Here is a 20481-nt window from a genome sequence, read left to right as displayed (position 1 = left end):
ATTAGCACATTTTCGGAAAATCTGGCTTAAGAAATCCCCAAAATCTCTCGTATTTCATCTACAGTCATGTTTACGCGGCTTTCATTTCCATCCAAAACAGTAGTGACAAGATTTTTCTTACTTTCTTGTAATTCCTGAATTTTTTCTTCAATGGTTCCGCGGGTAATCATACGATAAAATTCAACAGTCTCAGTCTGTCCCATACGGTGAGCACGGCTAATAGCCTGCTGTTCTGCAGCTGGATTCCACCAAAGGTCAACTAAAATAACCGTATCCGCTCCTGTCAGATTGAGCCCCACGCCACCTGCTTTCAGAGAAATCAAGAAAACATCGCGACTACCTGTGTTAAAGGCCGTCGTCATCTCTTGACGAAGATGAGTTGGCGTCGAACCTGTCAATTTATAACTAGTTAAACCAAGCTGATCCAGTTCGTGTTCAATAATATCTAACATCTGCTTGAACTGAGAGAAAATCAGCACACGATGATTGCCTTCCTTGAGTTGAAGCAATAATTCTTTCAAATTTTCTAGCTTGCCACTCTGACCATCAAAATCATCCATAAACAATTTTGGCGTATCGCAGATTTGGCGTAAACGCGTAATCCCAGATAAAATTTCAATCTTTTGGCGATTGATTTCAGACTCACTGGCTGTAGCCACCCGTTCTTGCATTTGGCGAAGTTGAGCCAAGTAAATTACCTTTTGGTCATCAGACAGTTCGTTGAGAACATTGACTTCAATCAACTCAGGCAACTCTTCTAGCACATCCTCTTTTTTCCGCCTGAGGACAAAGGGGCGAATAGTTTTAGCCACTTCTTCAGCTGACATTTTTCCAAAAGTTAATTTTGCTGGTAAAAGTCCCGGTAAGACGATTTGGAAAATAGACCAAATCTCATTGAGGTTATTCTCAATCGGTGTCCCAGACAAGGCAAAGCAATTTCCCACTTCAAACTCCCTCAAATGCTGGGCAATCTTGGTCTGAGAGTTCTTCATGACTTGCGCTTCGTCTAAGAAAAGATAGTCATAAGATTTGGCCTGATAGAGCTCAATATCCTGACGGAAAGAGGCATAGCTGGTCACTACAACTTGATGATTCTCCGCCAGCAAACTTTCTCGCTCTGCCTTATTGCCATAAATAACTGCCACATCCAACTGAGGAGCAAACTTATGGCACTCCTCCTGCCAGTTGTAAATGAGACTAGACGGCGCTAAAATCAATACCCGCGAGTCAGCTGTCGTATGACTTACTAGAAAGGCAATGGATTGCAGCGTCTTTCCAAGCCCCATATCGTCCGCTAAAATACCGCCAAAGCCATACTTGTCCAAGGTAGACAGCCACTGAATCCCCCGTTTTTGATAATCACGAATCTCCGCCTGAATTGGTAAATCCGGCAAGACCAAGTCCCCTGGGTGAGTCAGCTCATAGGCCATAGTCTGAAAATTCTCTGTAAAAGAAATGCGATCCTGACCCGAGAAGGTTTCAAGTAGTTGGTAAGAAGCCAGAGCCGATAACTGCAGACTGCCATTTCCAGCCGACTTCGCTCGTAAAAATGCCAAGGTCTGGCTGACCTTTTTACTCTCTTCATCGAAGACCAAGACACGGCCTGTTCGGCTAGTAAAATAAGCTTCCTCTGAAAGAAGCGCCTCCAAAGCTTCTTCTACTTCGTCTTCTTCAATCCCTGTAAAGTCAAAAGAAACATCCAAAAGCGAACCGCTACGGTCAATTTCTATCGTCGGCGGCTGCTCAACAAATAAGTATTGGATAGCATTTGACAAGACAACCTGTCCCAATCGCTTCAAGCCAGGAAGAGTTTTTACAAAAAATTCATACCAATCCTGCGCTGCTAAATTGGATTTCTGCCCTTGAAAATGCCTTGAAAAACCAGCCTCATGCAGAAGACTAAAAACCTGCTCCAAATGTTGATAATGATAAGCAAAGGGGAGTCTGTCCAACTCTTCTTGACTGCTAATCTGACACTTCTCAAATTTCAGCACAAGTTGAAGAGAAATACCATTCATTCCCTCTTTGTCAAACTGGAAGATGGGCTGAAAATCCTGGATGGTAAATCTCTTAGGCGCTGTGATTGTGCCAATTTTTCCAAATTCCAGGAGACTGATCGCTAACTTATCTCTATCTTGAAAATCAACTTGAACCGTTTTTCGTCCCTTGTCATCTTTGGACAAAATCTCTTTTACAGCCTTTATAATCCGCTCCTCTTGGGGCTGTACTTGGTAGAGACGGTTATCAACGATAACGTAGTGACCGTACAGCAGTTCCCGCTTAGGCTTCTCCTCAATCTGCAACTCAATCAGCTGGGGCTGCACCTCAACGCTAAAATGATAGAGTCCCGCATGGGCATCCAAAATTTGTAGCTCTACATTATCATAATCCACATTTTCATGATGAAAGGTAAAGGCTGACAAATCTTGCAAGAGGTCCAATCCTTCTTCAAAAAAAGCCAGAGGCAAACGAAGGTGACGACCAAAGTTCACCAAAACTTCACTTTCTAAAAGGGACTTTTCTGGAACGAGGCGCCATAAAAATTGCAAAAGATCCTGACTAGCATCATCAAAAGCCGTAAAGGATAGCTTTTCATAATAATTCTTACCAATCTGATAAGAAGCACCTTTTTGTACAATCTTCAAAAAAGCACCTATATCACGGATGATATAGGACCGCTGATCAGGTAAGCGGCTGATTTTCAAAGTCCAATCAATGTTTTGATCATAGAGCATGAGTTGCCCCTCAGCAGACAACTGATAACGCACTCCCACTTCTTCTTTAGAGGGTAAAATCTTATCTAAAAAAACACCGCCAAAATAAGTCCGTCTTTCTCTCTCTTCTTCTTGAGCACCAGTTTGTGTCAGGTTTTCAATAACCTCTTTTCCCTCTGGATCATTTTTTAAATAATATTCTACAGCTGCCAGGTGAGGACAGTAGGATCGTTGCGCGAAAAATGAACAAGAGCAACTGACCTTTTCTTCGTCCAGGGCATAGGAAAATTGCTCCCCCTCAATCTCAAAATCGAGACTTGCATGAGCAGATTTTATCAGCTTTAATTTTCCAGCCTCATAGAGCTCAATTCCCTCTTGACGGACCCGTCCCGGCATCATTCTGGCCATAGTTTCTCCTTTTCCTTATCTCTCTATTATAGCACAAGAAAAGGCTTTATTACAGGATTTGCTAGCAAAAAAGAAGGCCTAGACCTTCTTTGCTTTATCAAAAAATGGAGCCAAGGGGGATCGAACCCCTGACCTTTTGGCTGCCAGCCAAACGCTCTCCCAGCTGAGCTATGGCCCCGTGACTCCAGTTTAGCATAGACGAGGAAAACTGACAAGACTTGATTACTGGGTAAAATGGAAAATATTTTTCTCTAAGACAAATTGTAAGGCAAAGGTCATGGTTTTGTCGCCATAGAAGGTCACAATTAGCTTTTCATCTGTGAGATCCTTAATCTGTCCTGCCCCAAATTGAGGATGAACCACCATGCGTCCTCGGTAAAATTGTTTTTCTAGCACCTGACGGAAGGTCGGTAATTCTTCTTGAAAATCTGCTCTTCGTTCTCGATAAATAGCACATCTCGCAGAGCCCTGACAACGATTTTCCAGCTTCAAACATAAGCCCTTTTCAAAAAACTGGCAACGCCCTCGGTGACGCTTTTCATCACCCTCACTCCGCGTAAATTTCCCAACATGCCAAGAAGTCCCAGTTAATTGTCCCAATCCCATATACACACCTCTTTCAGATCAGTTCTTCTATTCTAACAATAAATAGGGAAAATCGCTAAATTTTAGTAAGAAAAAACCTCCCAAAGGAGGTTGGCTTCATTTATTTCCGCTTGCGGGCAATCAAGTGAATCGGTGTTCCTTCAAAGACGAAGGCTTTACGAATTTGATTTTCCAAGAAACGCATATAGGAGAAGTGCATGAGTTCTTCTTCGTTGACAAAGACCACAAATGTCGGCGGTTTTGTCGCAACCTGAGTCGCATAGAAAATCTTGAGGCGTTTACCCTTATCTGTTGGTGTTGGGTTGATGGCAATGGCATCCATGATGACATCGTTCAGCACAGCTGATGGAATACGGGTATTCTGGCTTTCGCTGATTTGCTTGATCAAGGCTGGCAACTTATGGAGACGTTGCTTGGTCAAGGCAGACACAAAGATGATTGGGGCATAAGATAGATATTGGAACTGGTCACGAATGTTGTCTTCCCAATTTTTCATGGTGTGATTGTCTTTTTCAATGGTATCCCATTTGTTGACAACGATAATCATACCTTTTCCAGCTTCATGGGCAAAACCAGCAATCCGCTTGTCATACTCTCGAATGCCTTCTTCTGCATTGATGACCATGAGCACTACATCCGAACGGTCAATGGCACGCATGGCACGCATCACAGAGTATTTCTCTGTATTCTCATAAACCTTACCAGATTTACGCATACCTGCAGTATCAATCATGGTAAATTTTTGACCTTCTGCATCAGTAAAATGTGTATCAATGGCATCACGAGTGGTCCCTGCAACTGGACTAGCAATAACACGGTCCTCTCCCAAAATCGCATTGATTAAACTTGATTTACCAACATTTGGACGACCAATTAGGCTGAATTTGATCATATCTGGATTTTGTTCTTCCACTTCATGTGGTAGGTTTTCTACGATTGCATCCAAGACATCCCCTGTCCCAATCCCGTGGACAGATGAAACTGGGTATGGATCCCCCAAACCAAGCGCATAAAAATCATAAATGTCACTGCGCATCTCAGGGTTATCAACCTTGTTAACTGCTAGGATGACAGGTTTATGGGTCTTGTAAAGAATGCGGGCTACATATTCATCCGCATCGGTAATCCCTTCTTTACCAGACACGACAAAGACGATGACATCAGCTTCATCCATAGCAATCTCAGCCTGGTGCTTGATTTGATCCATAAATGGCGCGTCAACATCATCAATACCACCTGTATCAATGATAGAAAATTTGCGATTGAGCCAGTCAGATGTCGCATAAATCCGATCACGTGTCACGCCTTCTACATCTTCCACGATGGAAATGCGCTCTCCCGCAATCCGGTTAAACAAAGTCGATTTGCCGACGTTAGGACGTCCGACAATCGCGATAGTTGGTAAAGCCATATGGCCTCCTTTATTTCAATAATTTCTGTTCTTTCAAAAATGCTGCTGTCATCGGATGTTCTGGATGACCAAACTGCTGAGCAATCCTCTCTGACCACAATTCCGTCTGACGAGCACCTGCGTAGTCTGTCATAACCTGGTCAAAATCCTGAATGACCTTTTCAGACTGCTCTTTGTAAACTTCATCAAAGACCAAGACTTCCTGTGGTAATCGAGGTTTGACTTCATTGTGCTTTTTAGGAACACCCAAAGCAATCCCAAAAATAGGATAAGTATAGGTTGGAAGTTGCAAAATGCTAGCAATTTCATCTGCATTTTGACGAATCATACCGATGAAGACACCACCATAGCCCATGCTCTCTGCAGCCAAGAGGACGTTTTGTCCCACCAAAGCTGCATCAACAGAAGTCACCAAGAGATTGTCCACACCATCCGCATGAAACTCCTCTTGATATAAGGTTACTGCTTTTTCCGCCCGATTAAGATCCCCTAGGAAAATCAAAAAAGTATCACATTTTAAAATCCATGGTTGAGGATGCACATCATATATTGCTTGTTTTTGTTCTGCCGAACGCACCTTGATAATCGAGTAGGACTGGAAATTTTTCCAGCTAGAAGCAGCTTGACCAGCCTCTAATATCGCTGTCAGGTCAGCAGCTGGAATAGTCTCCCCCGTAAAGGAACGAACAGAGACATGCCTTTTCATCAATTCAATAGTTTCATTCATGACGACGATTTCCCCCTTCTAAATGAAGTTCACGAGCTAGATAACGAATGCGCTCCATGACACGCTTGGCTTGCCAGGTTTCGTCCCCCGATTTCCCTGCTGAAAAATGTCGTTCCAAATCTGCAAATGAGAAATTAGAAGTGAAGAAAGTCGGCAAATTTTCCTGCATACGGTACTGTAGGATAACCTGCAAGACATCGTCTCGTACCCAAGATGAATGCTGCTCCGCACCAATATCATCTAAAATCAAGACTTCTGCTGTTTTAACTTCATCGATCCGTTCCTTAACTGAACCCGAACTAATGGCATTCTTAATATCCACAACAAAGGTTGGGTAATGAAGCATGGTCGTTGACATTTCATGACGAAGGGACAGCTGATGAGCTAGGTAGGCCATGAGATAACTCTTGCCAATTCCAAAATTTCCAAAGACATAGAGTCCTTTGTTATCACGTCCGACCCGACTCAAAAATTCATTAATTGCTTCGTAAATCGGCATACGATTGACATCTTCAAAGTCTAAATCTACTGCTGTGATAGACTTGAGACTAGCTGGCAACGAAATCAGCTGAATCCTGTTTTTAATAGCTTCTGCCTTGCGGTACTCGACCAATTCCAGCGTTTCTTGGTAAGAAACATCTGCGTACCCTTCATTCATAACCAAAACAGGCTTGTAACCAAGAGCAATGTAGGTTGGATCCTTGGCTAGGAATTTTTTCCGTTCATTGAGGTATTCAAAAAACTTAGAAAGGGAGCGACTGACCTCCTCTTCCGTCAAGCCATGCTGTGCGATAAAATCCGCCACTTCCACATCACTGACAATCTCAGCATAGAGCTCTTGAAATGATTTCCGTCCGCGATTTTCAGTTTTCATGTTTTCTTGCACTGGATTCATAGGTCACCTCCCTTACTTTCTTGCCCCAACATCTGGCGACGAAGCGCCTCCAGTTTTTCTTGATCTTGGGCTGTTTTTTCTTGCTTAACTTCTTTTTTGCTCCATTCAGGTACATTGCTACTTGTCGGAGTTTTTGAGTTTGGTTTGACAGGCTTTGTACCTTCACGTAGAGCTAATACAGCTGCTTCTGCCGAGTTTATGCCACGATAAGAGAAGTCATTGGCCACCTTGAGAGCATATTTTTCATTGAGATTGGCTGAATCTACCCGATTGTAGGTGTAAAGAACGATAGCGTTGATGACCTCATCAAGTAAACCTAGCTGCGCCATTTCTTTTAAGCAGGTTCGCTCAGTTGCTGTCATAGCTGCCTTACGACTATTTTTAAGCAACTGTAAGAAATCAACTGGCTTGTGTTTTTTACTTTCTTGAATCAATGAAAGTTCTTGACTAGAAAATTGCCCCTTGCTCACAGGTTTATTCTGTACTTTTTGTTCCATCCGCTTGGTGGAAATGACAAAATCAATCGCCGTTTCCTTAGCAACTTGATAGGCTTCAAACCAAGTCCATCCAGCTTTCTCAGACAAATGGTGTAAAGCCAGTGTATCTGCTTGTTCATCGTGAAAACGCAAGTAATCCCGTGCCATTAACTGCTTAAAAGAAACCATATCGAAGTCTTTTAAGGGCTTAATTGAAATCTGAACTTGTCCTTCCATTGAGAAAACATCTGAAAATTGCTTGGTGATTTTCTGCTCAATTGCGGGTAAATCCTGAGAGAGTAACTGAACTGCAGGTTCCCCAATTTTTTTCACGAGAAGAGAATGGTAGAGAGTATGTTTGAGAAATTCCTGCTTAGATAGGGGAGGGAGAACTTGCAGACGCACTTCCTCATCTACCTGATAAACGTCCAACAGTTTCATAGCAGACAAGAGATCCATAGCCGCTTCAACAGCCTGCGTCCCCAAGCCCAAATGATTGAGTACACGGCTAAATTTATAACGACCAGCCCCATTGTCATAAAAAGACCAGAGGTAATGATAGAGTGCTGTCGCCTCCAAACCTAGAATAGGCTGGTAACAAACTGCCAAACTAGCAAAATCTGGTGTCATCTGCTGACCAGCCAAGTAGGCATAGGTATCGTTTGGTTTCATAGCTTAATCCTGCTTTTTGTGCTTGCCCGATTTAGTAATCTGCTTAAGCAAAATTTCCAACTCACTGACATCCTTGAAAGAGCGATAGACAGAAGCAAAGCGAACGTAGGTAATCTCATCTAAATCCACCAGTTCTTCCATGACGAGGTTACCAATGACATCACTTTCCACTTCGTTGTCACTTTGGGCACGAACTTTTTGTTCAATGCGATTAACAACGTCATCAATTTCTGCACTAGAAACTGGTCGTTTTTGCGCAGAGCGGATAATACCGTTAAAGATTTTTTCACGCGAAAATTGCTCACGCGTGCCATCTTTTTTGACCACAACCAGCGTTTTTTCTTCTACGCGCTCATAGGTTGTAAAACGATAATCGCACTTTTCACATTCACGACGACGACGGATTGTATTGCCATCTTCAGCCTGCCGACTATCTACCACACTGGACTTCAAGCTATTGCATTTTGGACAACGCATCTTCTCTCCCCCATTTTATCATTATCATCTCATTGTACCATACTTCTAGGCATAATAAAAGGGAGTAAGCTGAACTCACTCCTCTTCCAAACTCTTTTTTTCCGCCAAGCGGTCATAGGTCCATTCACGAACCAAGCGATATAGAACTGCGAAAATCGGCGTAAAGAAAACCATTCCCAAAAGACCAAAGAGATTTCCACCGATTAAGGCTGCAGCGAGGGTAAACAAAGTCGGAAGACCAACGGATTGCCCCACCACACGCGGATAAATAACATTCCCCTCAATCAGCTGAATCAACTGAAAGAGAACAATAGACCACAGGGCCAAGAGCGGATTTTGCACCGCCACAAAAAGGGCACTAATCAAACAAGCCGACAAAGGACCAATGTAAGGCACAAAGGAAAGCACACCCGCCAAAATCCCTGCCATCGCTGCATAAGGAATCCCTGATAGCGAATAGCCTGTAAAAACCAAGAGTCCGATAATACAGGCTTCCACGATTTGGCTCATGAGAAAGCGGTCGTAAGTATCAATAATCACTTCCCCCACATAGGTCACATTCTGAACCACTCTTCTTGGAAAAATTGCATGGAGCAACTTAGAGGTCATATGCTGTAAGTGTTCCTTGCTGGCTAGAATACTCAGTGTGAAAAAGAAAGCCATAATCAAGGTTAAGACATTTGAAAAAATTCCCGAAACATTGCTTGCCAAACCTGTTAAAAACTTGGTAAGATAGCCCGACAAGCTATCCCAACCCGTAAACTTGCTGACATATCCATTAACCTGTTGCCCTACCTTACTTGATAGAATGCCATTTTCTTGTAGCGTAGAGACAAGCTTAGGAATCGCCTCATTGGTTACACTAACGAGTTGAGAGATGGTGGTCGTCAAGGTCGGCAGGATAATCATGACCAAGCCCGTTACAATCAAAGCAAAGGCTACCAAAACCCCAGCAATAGCTACGGGACGGCTGGATTTTTTTAAAAACGGCACCTTCTCGATAAGGTGCTCTAATTTTTTCATGGGAACGTTGAGGACAAAAGCAAAAATAGCTCCGATCAATAGCGAATTGACGCTTCCTAACAGAAGAGAAATCAACTTCAACATTTCCTCATATCGCAGCACCGCTAAGAGTACCAAGGCAGAAAAGGTAATCAGCAGTATTTTTTCTTTAAATGTAGTCTTCATAGAACTTCCTTTTTCACGAAATTTTTAACTATTATACACTAAATCTACCAAAAAATCAGATGAGAGAACCCTCATCTGATTGCAATTGATATTCCATTAGTCACGCATGGCATAGCCAACACCACGAATGGTTTTAATATAGGATAATTGACCTGGCAAATCTAGTTTTCCTCGAAGATAACGAATGTAAACATCCACGACATTTGTCTCCGTTCCAGATTCATACTGCCAGACCTTTTCCAGTAACTGTTCCCGTGTCATGGTATCCTGACTGTTCATCAGAGTCGCCAATAGGTCATATTCGCGACGGGTAAGGGAAATTAATTCTGCCCCACGCGTCACCGTCCGATTTTGAAAATCAATCTTTAAATCACGATAAGCCGCATGCAATTTCACCTGCTTACAATGCTCATCAATAAAATCACGACCACGGAAAATCATATCTACTTGACCAACCAAGTCTTGAATGACAAAGGGTTTTATGGTGTAAGAAACCGCATAAGAACGGATTTCATCACCATATCGTTCCGCTTCATCCGGCTCCGCAACCACAATGATGACCGTTGCTGGCTTGATTCTAAGAATACTAGCAGCCAAGTCCTTACTGGTCATATCAGATAACTGAAAACTCATGATAATAAGATCAAAATCTGTTTCATTTGCAAGCTGGAGCGCTTCTTGCCCCGTCGCTGCGTAATCCACAATATAGTCTTTTTTCTGCAATTCCATGGATACAAAATGCGACAGATTTCGCTCTTTACCTGCAATTAAAATCTTCTTGGCCATATCTTATTTTTCATCATACCATGAGTAATGGAAGATCCCTTCTTTGTCTTTACGTTCATAAGTGTGGGCACCGAAGTAGTCACGTTGTGCTTGGATTAAGTTAGCTGGCAAGTTTTCTGCACGGTAGCTATCGAAGTAAGTGATAGCTGCTGAGAAGGTTGGCACTGGCACACCTGCTTGAATAGCAAGACTCACAACGTCACGAACAGATTGTTGGTACTTAGCCGTTACATCAAGGAAGTATTCATCCAAGAGAAGGTTAGCCAAGTCTGCTTCACGGTTGTAAGCATCCGTGATTTTTTGCAAGAAACGTGAACGAATGATACATCCTGCACGCCAGATTGACGCGATATCTGCAAATGGCAAGTCCCAGTTGTTTTCTTTAGAAGCCACACGGAGCTGTGCAAAACCTTGTGCATAAGAAATGATTTTTGAGAAGTAAAGGGCTTGACGGATTTTTTCAATCAATTCAGCCTTGTCGCCTTCATAGTTAAATTGAGCTGGCTTTGGAAGAACCTTGCTAGCATGTACACGCTCTTCTTTGTAAGTTGAGATATAACGCGCAAACACAGACTCAGTGATGAGTGACAATGGCACACCCAAATCAAGTGATTGTTGGCTTGTCCATTTACCAGTCCCTTTGTTACCAGCGGCATCAAGAATATAATCTACGATTGGACCATCTTGACCTTCATCATCTTTGCGTTTCAAGATATCAGAAGTGATTTCAATCAAGTAGCTATCCAATTCACCTTGGTTCCACTCAGTAAAGATTTCAGCCATTTCGTCTACTGACAAACCAAGCAAGTGTTGCATAAGGTCATATGACTCAGCAATCAATTGCATGTCACCGTACTCAATACCGTTGTGCACCATTTTTACGTAGTGACCGGCACCGTTAGGACCGATATAGGTCACACATGGAGCCCCATCTTCTGGTGCTTTTGCTGAAATTTCTTCCAAGACATCCGCCACCAATTCGTAGGCTTCTTTTTGACCACCAGGCATGATAGAAGGACCTTCGAGGGCACCTTTTTCACCACCAGAAACACCTGTTCCGATGAAGTTAATACCTGAGTCAGCCAATTCATTTGAACGACGGATGGTATCTTCAAAGTAAGTATTCCCACCGTCAATTAAGATATCACCCTTGTCCAAATAAGGAAGAAGAGATTGAATCGTTGCATCAGTTCCCTTACCAGCTTGCACCATGAGCATGATACGGCGTGGTTTTTCAATCGAATTTACGAAAGATTCCACATCATAACTTGGTACTAATTTTTTACCTGGGTTGCTAGCAACCACATCTTCTGTTTTATCTGCTGAACGGTTGTAAATGGCAACTGTGTAACCACGTGATTCAACGTTGAGGGCGAGGTTGCGACCCATTACGGCCATCCCTACTACACCAAAGTTTGCTTTTGTCATGAGTTTGCTCCTCTGTAATAGTTTATCTTGTTTATTGTACACCAAAAGGGGCGATTTTGCAAATATTCTGTCAATTTCATTCTTGGTCAAAAAGCCCTTGTAACTGGGCAAAAGGACTAGCTGCTTCTTTTTTCTCCTGCTGACTTTCTTGGAAATCTTCTTCGGTCAAAAGAGTCCAGTCACTTCCAGAAGGCAAGTCTGCCCCTGCTTCTTCTTCGGGCGTTAAAATTTTCATCGGAATATTGAGTAAGATGTTGTCCGCTACGCTTTCATCCAAGCGAATTTGTTCATCTTCTACCACCAAGACCATATCTGCGTCCACCAAGTCTTTTTCCTTTAGGACGGATTCATCTGCCACAAAAATTTCATTAACCGTCACCGTTTCTACCTTCTCAACAGGCTTGAGCGAGCGACTGGATGCCAAGGTAATGGTATAGGACATGATATAGTCTAAGAAGTAAAAACCTGCTTCAAAGCGGACACTTCCTTGAGCATGAACAGCTGATAAATCAAGGATTTCACTATTTCGCGCCTTGAGCTCTTCCGTCACTTCTAGATTTTTCTCAAAAGAAATGCCTTCTGGATTTTTTTGAATATCATAAATATGAAACATGGTCCACCTTCTATCCTTCCAAGGCTGTCAAGTAATTGTAGACTTGCTGGCCAGCCATAGCGCCATCTCCAACAGCTGTTGTCACTTGGCGAAGGTGTTTTTGACGGATGTCGCCTGCGGCAAAAATCCCTGCTTGGCTTGTTTCCATCAGATCATTGGTTACAATCCAGCCAGCCTCATCTGTTATGTTCAAATCAGCTACCGCTTCTGTCATTGGATCTAGTCCGACATAGATAAAGACGCCGCCAAAGGCATGTTCTGACACTTCACCAGTTTTAACATTTTTCAAGACAACAGATTGAACCTTACGGTCGTCGCCCTTGATTTCTTCTACCACACTATCCCATATGACATTGATTTTTTCATTGGCAAAGGCACGATCTTGAAGAACTTTTTGCGCACGAAGTTGATCACGACGGTGAACAATGGTTACTGATTTGGCAAATTGAGTCAAGAAAGCTGCTTCTTCCACTGCAGAATCCCCTCCACCAACAACCAAAAGGTCTTGTTCTCGGAAAAAAGCTCCATCGCAGACAGCACAGTAAGATACACCGCGGCTGTTATATTCCGCTTCGCCAGGGACTCCTAGAAGACGGTGTTTAGCACCCATAGCAAGGACAATCGATTTTGTCTCCAAAGTCTCATCTTCGGTAATGACTTTCTTGACTAATCCCTCGTTTTCAATGCGAACTACTTGTCCAAAGAGGTGTTCTACACCAAACTTCTCAAGAGGTTCAAACATTTTTTCAGACAATTCTGGGCCTGAAATATTAGCATAGCCTGGATAATTTTCAATATCAGCCGTATTTTGCATCTGACCGCCGTAAATCCCACGTTCCAAAAGCGCCACTTTGAGGTTACTGCGACCAGCATAGAGAGCCGCAGTCATCCCTGCTGGCCCCGCTCCAATAATAATTGTATCGTACATATTTTCTACTTTCTAAACCTTAAACATGATGAGAATGCCGACAATTCCAAAAGCAAGTATCGGGATTGTCATAACATTAATCATCAACAAATCCATTAAAAACTGATGGCGGTCGTTAGCAGTCCTATCTAGCCCCTTCCCAGCTCGTCTTGCAAACCAAATCAGGCTTAGAAGCAAGACAATAATAGCTGAAAAAAGGAGACTTTGCAGATAGAGGCTTAAAATCATTTGCAACATATGCCCACCTCAATTAAAAGCTTTGGCGTTTAGCTTTACGCTCTGCACGTCCTTTAGCACGCGCTTCTACGCGCTTAGTCTTACGGCGTTTTTCATCCACAGCCCACTTAATTTTCTTTTTGTAACCTGGCTTGATTTTTTTCTTTTTCTTCTTGATCAATCCAATCATTTCCAAGTCCAGTTTCTCATTTGACTTTTCACGATTGGCACGACGGTCACGATCATAGGTATCTTGGAATTCGCCGTCTTTGATTTCCTTAGGTTGGAACTTGATATTCATCTTCTCCAACTCACGGATATCCGCATCATCGCTTGGTTGATAAAGAGTAATGGCAATTCCAGACAAGCCATTTCGCCCTGTACGACCGACACGGTGAACAAAGAAGGACAAGTCTTGCGGAATCGCATCGTTGATGACATGGCTGACACCTTCAATATCAATCCCACGCGCCGCTAAATCTGTTGCTACGATATACTCAAAATCCAAGTTTTTCACTTGGTTCATAATGCGTTTGCGTTCACGCGGTGGCACGTCTCCGTGAATTTTTGCCACTTTTAAGCCATTTGACAAAAGGTAATTGTGCAATTCGTCTGCACGTTCCTTGGTGTTGACGAAAATCATTGCCAAGTAGGGTTGCATGATTTTTGTCATTTGGAGAATTTGTGCATTCTTGTCACGACCTTTTGTCGATACCAACCAATTTTCAATAGTATCAGCAATGACAGTCTGAGTCTTGATTTTTTCCATGACAGGATTAGACAAATATTTCTTCAAAAATGGCTGCAATTTTTGCGGAATAGTCGCTGAAAAGACCATAAATTGCAAGTGTTTTGGCAAGCTAGATGCAATCTTATCTACTGTTTCTAAGAAGCCCATATCCAAGGTCATATCGGCCTCGTCCACCACAAAAGTTGTTGCCTTGTGAATCGCCAAATCACCAGATTTCACCAAATCGTAAATCCGTCCTGGTGTCCCGATAACGATGTGAGGCTGACTAGACTGCAACTTCTCAATCTGACGGTTCTTATCCGTCCCACCAACATAATTCACCACACGAATCTCTGTCTCAGAGTGGTCAGCAATTTGCTTGGCCGCTTGGTAAATCTGCGTCGCCAACTCACGCGATGGAGCAGTGATTACTGCCTGTACAAAGTCTTGATTCTCATCTAATTTTTGGAAAAGCGGAATCAAGAAGGTGTGTGTTTTCCCTGAACCAGTCTTGGACTCGCCAACCAAGTCACGTCCTGATAAGACAACCGGAATCAACTTTTCCTGTACTTCTGTCGCCGTGATAAATTGGATAGCTACTAGAGCTTCCTGAATGTAATTTTTTAATGTAAATTCTGTAAATTTCATAGTTTCCTCTTTTTCTACTTATTCCTATTATAGCAAATTTTTTCCTTTACTGGCAAAATCTGAACTGACCTTCTCTGACAAAAACAAAAACCAGCACTAGGCTGATTTTTTAAATTACAAATATAGAAAAGCTAGAGTGATCAAACTCATGACCAGACCAACTCCCCAAAGGAAGAAGTCAACTTGCCATTCCGACCATTTTTTAGTTTTACCAGTCAGGCCACCTAATTCCAAATGGTGATGGAAAGGAGTCATACGGAAAATCCGACGACCTTCCCCATATTTTTTCTTAGTGTACTTGAAGTAGCTCACCTGCATCATAACCGATGAGGTTTCAAAGACATAAACCAAGCCGATAAAGAGCAAGGTCCATTCTTGATGGAGGGCAATTGAAATAGTTGCAAGCATCCCGCCTAGAGCTAGACTTCCCACGTCACCCATAAAAATCTTAGCTGGCTTGTGGTTGAAGACAAAGAAGCCAAGAAGCGCCCCAATCATGGTTACACAGACAAGAAGAATATCGTATTGACCTTGTTTAACTGCAATAACTGAATAAGCTATAAGACTAATAGCAACCGAAATAGAGGCTAAGCCATCAATACCGTCTGTCAGATTAACGGCATTTGAAAAACCGACTAGCCAGAAGAGGACGAAAGCGATGTAGAGAATGCCCAAGTGAAGGTGATAACCGAAAATATTCAGTTCACCACCACCATTTCCAGCTACATGAACTGCATAGAAGACCAATCCTCCAACAATCTGCAAAATCAATTTTTGCTTTGGATTCAAACCTTCGTTGATTTTACGAAAAATTTTCAAGAAATCATCCAAAAAACCAACCACTCCGTAGAGCATGAGGATAAAAAGAACACCAAAGACTGCCCCTGTCATCCTATTTGAAACAAGAGCAAAGAGAAGACTGACCAGAATGGCTACTACCAAGAAGACAGTTCCACCCATTGTGGGGGTACCAGCCTTAAATTGATGTTGCTTGACATCTTCGTGCATCTGTTGACCTTCTATCCGCTTTTTCTGATAAAAGGTGATAAATTGTGGCATGAGGAGGACGGTTGCGACAAAGGCAACAATCCCTGCTAAAATAGCCGAAAACATATTATTCTCCTAGTGTAATGGTTAATTTTTTCAATTTTTTGAGAGAGGTGCCAGTGTCACTACTTTGCGCGGTAACCTTATCTCCACTTCCTTGGTAGGTGATTTCAATCCCCGTCCATTTTTCAAATATCTTGACATTTTCCTTGGTCCAACCGTACATATCAGGCAGTTCTGTAAAATCCGTGGTCAGTAGCAATATCTGCTGATCGGCTGATACGTTGCTGCCTTCTTTGACAGATACCTTCTTGATTTTTGAACCATTTCCTAAAATAACAGGTTGTACCAAATGGCGACGAAGATCATCTGCTGTTGTACCTGGACTTTGACCAACGATATTTCCTAATTTGTACTCTGTCTCACCGATGACAGTCGTCAAGGCTTGCGCTGGTGTATCCAAATTTAAACTATCCTTCAACAACATCGCTTCTTTTAGGACAGGATTAACAATTGATTGCCAAGAAAGAAGGGTGAAATTCGTTGGTTGCTGCAGGGTCACATACATAATGAACTGTGGATCTTCGGCAGGAATCATGGCTACAACTGAGTTGATGTAGTCGTTATTTCCTTCCATATAACCCGTCCCATCTAACTTGGCAATTTGGGCAGTCCCTGACTTAACAGCAATATCATAGCCATCTACTGTGATGACTGCCCCACCTGCCGCCTTAGAATAAAGCGTTCCATAATAGGGGTCTGTACCGACAGCAATCATATAATTTCGTGTCTGTCTAGCAGCATCAGCTGAAACAGGATTTCCCACCACTTCCTTCTGTGAAACCCGTGAAGTATCCGTATTGGGATCATAGGTTCCCGTGATAAATTTGGGTTCCAGCATAACCCCATCATTGGCAATCGCATTAAAGGAACGCAGCATTTGTAAATGGGTTACGTTAATAGCTTGACCGAAGGACGTCATAGCATAGGAAACGATGTTCTCTTCTGGCAACATCCCCCCTGACTCATCTGTCATTCCAAAACGTGTTGGAAAACCATAGCGGAATTTAGACAAGTAATGGAGCCAAAGGTCATCTCCCATAGCCTGCTCCAAACGTGTCATTCCCACGTTACTTGACAGGGCAAATCCTTGGGCATAGTTCAGGTATTGCGGTTCGCGACCAGTATTGACAGTCCAGTCTTTAATGGTTGCGTCGGCGATATCATACTTGTCATTATAGTAGACTTCATTGGGCTTGAATTTCCCACTATCAATAGCTGCTGCCAGCGTCATCACCTTCATGGTTGAACCAGGCTCATACTGAGATTGATAGAGAAGAGATAGCCATGAAAAGTCTTTTTCACTCAAGCCTTCCTTGGTATCTGCATCAAAAGTCGGGCGTTGCGTCGTCGCCAAAATTTCCCCTGTTTTAGCAGAAACTAGGGTAGCACTGGCATTAACAGCCTTTGTATCCTTGTAAAAGACATCCATATTGGTTTCCAAAGATCGTTGCAAATCAGCAGATAGCGTGGTATAAACATCCTGACCATCAATCGTTTCTTTTTTGATGTCAGCTGTATCTGGCAAAATCCGACCCTTGCTGTCTTTTTCATAGACAATCTCACCATCTTGACCAGACAAGATTCCATTCAAGGCAGATTCCATTCCCGTTTGACCAACCAGACTTTGTGAGCCATCATCATTGTCCGCTAACTGAGCGAGACCGACAAAAATACTAGCAAAGTTACCGTTTGGATACATCCGACCTGGGCTGGTGTCAAAATTAATCCCTTTAACTCCCGCCTTTTTCATGGTCGACTGAATCTCCGTCATGGTTGAATAGGAAATATTTTTCCCTGCAGTTCCAAAATAAACTTGGCTCAAATTAGGAAGATTCAACTGCTGGATGACAAACTCTTTCTTCATTCCCAACTTCTTGTTGAGAATTTCAGCTACCTTGTCAAATTGACTGCTTTGCACATACAGCGGTTCCTTCAAGGCCGAGACGTAATCCTTGTCAATAATTGCGTAGATCGTATAGGTTGTTGAATCCTGAGCAATCGGCATTCCTGTCCGGTCGTAAATTGTTCCCCGCTTTGCCTGCTTGGTAACCGTCATCCGATGGACTCTCGCTGCACCTTCAGATAAATTTTGACCAAACTTGGTATCTGTTCCAATGATAATCGCAAAATTTATCAAGAAAACAAAAAAGATAAAAACTGTCAAAAGAATGAGGCTTTGCCCCACTCTTCGACGGTTTTTAGAAGGATAGGAACGGTTCTTTAGCGCATACCGTATTATTCTATTTTTCCTATTTGCCATACTACTCAGCTACTCCGATATTGTTGTTATTAAAGGTCAAGCCAGCCTTCCCTGCAATTTCTGTCAAATGGTTCTTTCGAGTTAATTCATTGATAGCTTGCTGTGCGTCGCTTAACTCAGCTTGCTTGGCACTGATTTTTTGGTTGACCGTTGCCATATCTGACTGGACTTGCAAAAGACGGGTCTGAACAAAGACAATGCCAATAGCTAATACAAGACCTGAAAAAACAATACTAGCATAAAAAGCCTTTTCCACTCTTGAAAAAGTTCTAATTTTTTCCTCAATCACTCGTCTTGCGACATCTCTTCGTTTATCTTGTAACATGGATTTCTCCTAGTGTTTATGTACTTTTTTAGCCACACGTAATTTAGCAGAATGAGAGCGATTATTGGCTTCCAATTCCTCGATACTTGGCAAAATTGGTTTACGATTGACCAACTCAAGTGGCGCCTTCAAATCATCTGGAATGAAGGGCAAACCTTTCGGCACATCCACCGTACTGTATTCTTTGAATAATTGCTTGGTCAAACGGTCCTCCAAAGAATGGAAGGTAATCACCGAGATCCGACCGTCCAAAGCCAACAAATCAATGGCTTGCTGAATAGACTCATCGGCAGCGCCCAATTCATCATTGACCTCAATTCGGATAGCTTGGAAGATTTGCTTGGCAGGATGACCTTTTTTCTTGAGCTCCTTAGCAGGCTTAGCTGACTTAATGATGTCTGCCAATTCTGTCGTCGTCTCAATAGGTTTAACTTCTCTAGCCTGCTCAATTTTACGAGCAATTTGCTTAGAAAACTTATCTTCTCCATACTTGAAGAAAATACGCACCAAATCATGGTAGTCATAGGTATTGACCACCTCAAAAGCTGATAAGCTCTGGTCACGATTCATGCGCATATCCAGCGGAGCATCCTTTTTATAAGAAAAACCACGTTCCCGCTCATCCAGCTGTGGACTTGAAACTCCTAAATCATAGCAAATGCCGTCAATTTCACTTACACCTAGCTCCCCTAGACGTGACTTGAGATTGCGAAAATTATCCTTAATAAAGGTCACCATCCCCTTTTCAATAAAGGGCGCTAAACGAATGTGGGCGTTGTCAATCGCCGTCTGGTCTTGGTCAAAAGCATACAAATGCCCCTTGTCGCTCAACTGGCTCAGGAGATACTCACTGTGTCCAGCTCCACCCAAGGTTGCATCAACATATATACCATCTGGATTAATATCTAGTAAATCAACTGTCTCATGCAAGAGCACAGTTGTATGGTTAAATTCCTTTGTCATATCTGTTTATTATATCACACTTCCTAAAAAAGCTCCTTAAATTCCTGCCTTGAAAACTTTTTCAAAAAATATGTCAGATATAATTGACACACTTCTTCAAAAAATATGTCAGATATAATTGACACACTTCTTCAAAAGTTGTAAACTATCTGTATCAAATATAGTTGACTTTTTGGTAGAACACCAAAAAAATTTTATCCCAAAGTGTCGTGTATAATTGACACTATTCAGGAGGTCTTATGAATCGCGTTAAAGAATTTCGAACCAACTCCGGCTTGTCACAGCTAGCCTTGTCACAAGCTATTGGCGTGTCTAGGCAAACAATTAATATGATTGAAAACGACAAATACAATCCCTCCCTAGATCTCTGCATCAAATTAGCAGAAACACTAGAGACTGACCTCAATAGCTTATTTTGGAATAGGTAGGTGATTTGGATGAATGTTATAAAATGGATCTTTTCTAGTCAAGATTTACAATTACCAGAAGAAGAAACAATTATTAAACGCAGTAAAATCGTCTTGTATGCACTTCTGATTTTCACAGGAGCGGTGATGCTAAATAGTTTAATTCATAGCTTGTCAGGAAGTACTACGCCACTTCTCCTACTCTTGCTATCTACTCTTACCTTTCCACTATTCAGTGCAGTCCTTCAATACCAGAATGCTCTTTTCAAACACTGGTCTGATTTGGATGAAAAGATAAAGAAAACTTTACGCCTGCATTGGTACCTCATCCCTACCGTGCTTGCCTGGGCATGGCCGTTAAACAGCCTCCTGCAATATATTACAGGGAAGACATCTTTCTGTAATCCTATCGGTACCATTCCCGTGACCTTCCTCATTATCACTATCACTCAAACAGAAGCTCGTCTCAAAGAATTAGATAAAAAATAGGAGA

Annotated in this window: 20 protein-coding genes and 1 tRNA gene; 2 read left to right on the top strand and 19 right to left on the bottom strand. The window is 42.4% G+C overall.

All coding sequences use genetic code 11. The features are described 5' to 3' along the window. Positions 1–26 precede the first annotated feature (26 nt). The 19 genes from ACHUFA_RS01130 to rsmH all read right to left on the bottom strand — a co-directional run bounded on the left by ACHUFA_RS01130 (position 27) and on the right by rsmH (position 19581). On the bottom strand, positions 27–3122 hold the full coding sequence (locus tag ACHUFA_RS01130; RefSeq protein ID WP_394404671.1) for a pilus expression-regulating Snf2 family helicase: 3096 nt from the start codon (positions 3120–3122) through the stop codon (positions 27–29). Between the two features lie 105 nt (positions 3123–3227). Continuing rightward, positions 3228–3300, bottom strand: a tRNA-Ala gene (locus tag ACHUFA_RS01125). A 44-nt stretch (positions 3301–3344) separates the two neighbouring features. Beyond that, positions 3345–3728, bottom strand: coding sequence for a hypothetical protein (locus ACHUFA_RS01120; protein WP_222347011.1), 384 nt, complete (start codon positions 3726–3728; stop codon positions 3345–3347). Positions 3729–3828: 100 nt separating this feature from the next. After that, positions 3829–5139, bottom strand: a complete 1311-nt coding sequence (gene der / locus ACHUFA_RS01115) for a ribosome biogenesis GTPase Der (protein ID WP_394404670.1) — start codon at positions 5137–5139, stop codon at positions 3829–3831. A 10-nt stretch (positions 5140–5149) separates the two neighbouring features. Then, complete coding sequence (locus ACHUFA_RS01110; protein ID WP_394404669.1) at positions 5150–5866, bottom strand: NADPH-dependent oxidoreductase; 717 nt, start codon at positions 5864–5866, stop codon at positions 5150–5152. Continuing rightward, entirely contained in the window at positions 5859–6761 is a 903-nt protein-coding gene (gene dnaI / locus ACHUFA_RS01105) for a primosomal protein DnaI (RefSeq protein ID WP_222347014.1), read from the bottom strand. Before dnaI ends, ACHUFA_RS01110 begins: the two co-directional genes overlap by 8 nt. Beyond that, positions 6758–7909, bottom strand: coding sequence for a replication initiation and membrane attachment family protein (locus ACHUFA_RS01100; RefSeq protein WP_394404668.1), 1152 nt, complete (start codon positions 7907–7909; stop codon positions 6758–6760). The genes dnaI and ACHUFA_RS01100 overlap by 4 nt, the downstream gene beginning before the upstream one ends. A gap of 3 nt (positions 7910–7912) precedes the next feature. Beyond that, positions 7913–8386, bottom strand: coding sequence for a transcriptional regulator NrdR (gene nrdR, locus ACHUFA_RS01095; RefSeq protein ID WP_222347016.1), 474 nt, complete (start codon positions 8384–8386; stop codon positions 7913–7915). Positions 8387–8461: 75 nt separating this feature from the next. Next, entirely contained in the window at positions 8462–9574 is a 1113-nt protein-coding gene (locus tag ACHUFA_RS01090) for an AI-2E family transporter (protein WP_394404667.1), read from the bottom strand. Between the two features lie 96 nt (positions 9575–9670). Next, the gene (locus ACHUFA_RS01085; protein ID WP_222347018.1) at positions 9671–10360 is read right to left on the bottom strand and encodes a response regulator transcription factor; all 690 of its coding nucleotides are present in this window, start codon (positions 10358–10360) and stop codon (positions 9671–9673) included. 3 nt (positions 10361–10363) lie between these two features. Next, positions 10364–11788: an NADP-dependent phosphogluconate dehydrogenase gene (gene gndA, locus ACHUFA_RS01080; protein WP_394404666.1), complete on the bottom strand. Its 1425-nt coding sequence runs from the start codon at positions 11786–11788 to the stop codon at positions 10364–10366. Positions 11789–11864: 76 nt separating this feature from the next. Then, positions 11865–12401 carry a YceD family protein gene (locus ACHUFA_RS01075; RefSeq protein WP_394404665.1) on the bottom strand — a complete coding sequence of 179 codons (537 nt, stop codon included), beginning with the start codon at positions 12399–12401 and terminating at the stop codon, positions 11865–11867. Positions 12402–12411: 10 nt separating this feature from the next. Next, positions 12412–13329: a thioredoxin-disulfide reductase gene (gene trxB, locus ACHUFA_RS01070; protein ID WP_394404664.1), complete on the bottom strand. Its 918-nt coding sequence runs from the start codon at positions 13327–13329 to the stop codon at positions 12412–12414. Positions 13330–13341: 12 nt separating this feature from the next. Continuing rightward, a complete protein-coding gene (locus ACHUFA_RS01065; protein WP_222347022.1) occupies positions 13342–13566 on the bottom strand; it encodes a DUF4059 family protein in 225 nt (74 codons plus the stop codon). A gap of 13 nt (positions 13567–13579) precedes the next feature. Further along, complete coding sequence (locus ACHUFA_RS01060; protein ID WP_394404662.1) at positions 13580–14923, bottom strand: DEAD/DEAH box helicase; 1344 nt, start codon at positions 14921–14923, stop codon at positions 13580–13582. Between the two features lie 114 nt (positions 14924–15037). Beyond that, positions 15038–16036, bottom strand: coding sequence for a phospho-N-acetylmuramoyl-pentapeptide-transferase (gene mraY / locus ACHUFA_RS01055; protein ID WP_394404661.1), 999 nt, complete (start codon positions 16034–16036; stop codon positions 15038–15040). 1 nt (position 16037) lies between these two features. Beyond that, entirely contained in the window at positions 16038–18293 is a 2256-nt protein-coding gene (gene pbp2x, locus ACHUFA_RS01050) for a penicillin-binding protein PBP2X (protein WP_394404660.1), read from the bottom strand. 1 nt (position 18294) lies between these two features. Then, positions 18295–18618, bottom strand: a complete 324-nt coding sequence (gene ftsL, locus ACHUFA_RS01045; protein WP_394404659.1) for a cell division protein FtsL — start codon at positions 18616–18618, stop codon at positions 18295–18297. A 9-nt stretch (positions 18619–18627) separates the two neighbouring features. Further along, on the bottom strand, positions 18628–19581 hold the full coding sequence (rsmH, locus tag ACHUFA_RS01040; RefSeq protein WP_222347027.1) for a 16S rRNA (cytosine(1402)-N(4))-methyltransferase RsmH: 954 nt from the start codon (positions 19579–19581) through the stop codon (positions 18628–18630). 239 nt (positions 19582–19820) lie between these two features. Between rsmH and ACHUFA_RS01035 the strand changes: the two genes are divergently transcribed. Continuing rightward, positions 19821–20009, top strand: coding sequence for a helix-turn-helix transcriptional regulator (locus tag ACHUFA_RS01035; RefSeq protein ID WP_222347028.1), 189 nt, complete (start codon positions 19821–19823; stop codon positions 20007–20009). A gap of 9 nt (positions 20010–20018) precedes the next feature. After that, the gene (locus tag ACHUFA_RS01030; protein ID WP_394404658.1) at positions 20019–20477 is read left to right on the top strand and encodes a hypothetical protein; all 459 of its coding nucleotides are present in this window, start codon (positions 20019–20021) and stop codon (positions 20475–20477) included. The last annotated feature ends 4 nt before the right edge of the window (positions 20478–20481 follow it).

Source organism: Streptococcus hepaticus (assembly GCF_043656315.1).
Lineage (GTDB): Bacteria > Bacillota > Bacilli > Lactobacillales > Streptococcaceae > Streptococcus > Streptococcus hepaticus.
The sequence above is the reverse complement of the archived record's forward strand: the minus strand, read 5'-3'. Positions and strand labels throughout refer to the sequence as shown.

What these genes read in the sequence shown, in the direction of transcription:
- ACHUFA_RS01085 (WP_222347018.1), bottom strand. Translation starts at nt 10,360, where the DNA reads ATGGCCAAGAAGATTTTAATTGCAGGTAAAGAGCGAAATCTGTCGCAT.
- ACHUFA_RS01100 (WP_394404668.1), bottom strand. Translation starts at nt 7,909, where the DNA reads ATGAAACCAAACGATACCTATGCCTACTTGGCTGGTCAGCAGATGACA.
- ACHUFA_RS01060 (WP_394404662.1), bottom strand. Translation starts at nt 14,923, where the DNA reads ATGAAATTTACAGAATTTACATTAAAAAATTACATTCAGGAAGCTCTA.
- ACHUFA_RS01035 (WP_222347028.1), top strand. Translation starts at nt 19,821, where the DNA reads ATGAATCGCGTTAAAGAATTTCGAACCAACTCCGGCTTGTCACAGCTA.
- ACHUFA_RS01075 (WP_394404665.1), bottom strand. Translation starts at nt 12,401, where the DNA reads ATGTTTCATATTTATGATATTCAAAAAAATCCAGAAGGCATTTCTTTT.
- ACHUFA_RS01110 (WP_394404669.1), bottom strand. Translation starts at nt 5,866, where the DNA reads ATGAATGAAACTATTGAATTGATGAAAAGGCATGTCTCTGTTCGTTCC.
- gndA (WP_394404666.1), bottom strand. Translation starts at nt 11,788, where the DNA reads ATGACAAAAGCAAACTTTGGTGTAGTAGGGATGGCCGTAATGGGTCGC.
- trxB (WP_394404664.1), bottom strand. Translation starts at nt 13,329, where the DNA reads ATGTACGATACAATTATTATTGGAGCGGGGCCAGCAGGGATGACTGCG.
- der (WP_394404670.1), bottom strand. Translation starts at nt 5,139, where the DNA reads ATGGCTTTACCAACTATCGCGATTGTCGGACGTCCTAACGTCGGCAAA.
- nrdR (WP_222347016.1), bottom strand. Translation starts at nt 8,386, where the DNA reads ATGCGTTGTCCAAAATGCAATAGCTTGAAGTCCAGTGTGGTAGATAGT.
- ACHUFA_RS01120 (WP_222347011.1), bottom strand. Translation starts at nt 3,728, where the DNA reads ATGGGATTGGGACAATTAACTGGGACTTCTTGGCATGTTGGGAAATTT.
- dnaI (WP_222347014.1), bottom strand. Translation starts at nt 6,761, where the DNA reads ATGAATCCAGTGCAAGAAAACATGAAAACTGAAAATCGCGGACGGAAA.
- ACHUFA_RS01030 (WP_394404658.1), top strand. Translation starts at nt 20,019, where the DNA reads ATGAATGTTATAAAATGGATCTTTTCTAGTCAAGATTTACAATTACCA.
- ACHUFA_RS01090 (WP_394404667.1), bottom strand. Translation starts at nt 9,574, where the DNA reads ATGAAGACTACATTTAAAGAAAAAATACTGCTGATTACCTTTTCTGCC.
- mraY (WP_394404661.1), bottom strand. Translation starts at nt 16,036, where the DNA reads ATGTTTTCGGCTATTTTAGCAGGGATTGTTGCCTTTGTCGCAACCGTC.
- pbp2x (WP_394404660.1), bottom strand. Translation starts at nt 18,293, where the DNA reads ATGGCAAATAGGAAAAATAGAATAATACGGTATGCGCTAAAGAACCGT.
- ACHUFA_RS01130 (WP_394404671.1), bottom strand. Translation starts at nt 3,122, where the DNA reads ATGGCCAGAATGATGCCGGGACGGGTCCGTCAAGAGGGAATTGAGCTC.
- ftsL (WP_394404659.1), bottom strand. Translation starts at nt 18,618, where the DNA reads ATGTTACAAGATAAACGAAGAGATGTCGCAAGACGAGTGATTGAGGAA.
- ACHUFA_RS01065 (WP_222347022.1), bottom strand. Translation starts at nt 13,566, where the DNA reads ATGTTGCAAATGATTTTAAGCCTCTATCTGCAAAGTCTCCTTTTTTCA.
- rsmH (WP_222347027.1), bottom strand. Translation starts at nt 19,581, where the DNA reads ATGACAAAGGAATTTAACCATACAACTGTGCTCTTGCATGAGACAGTT.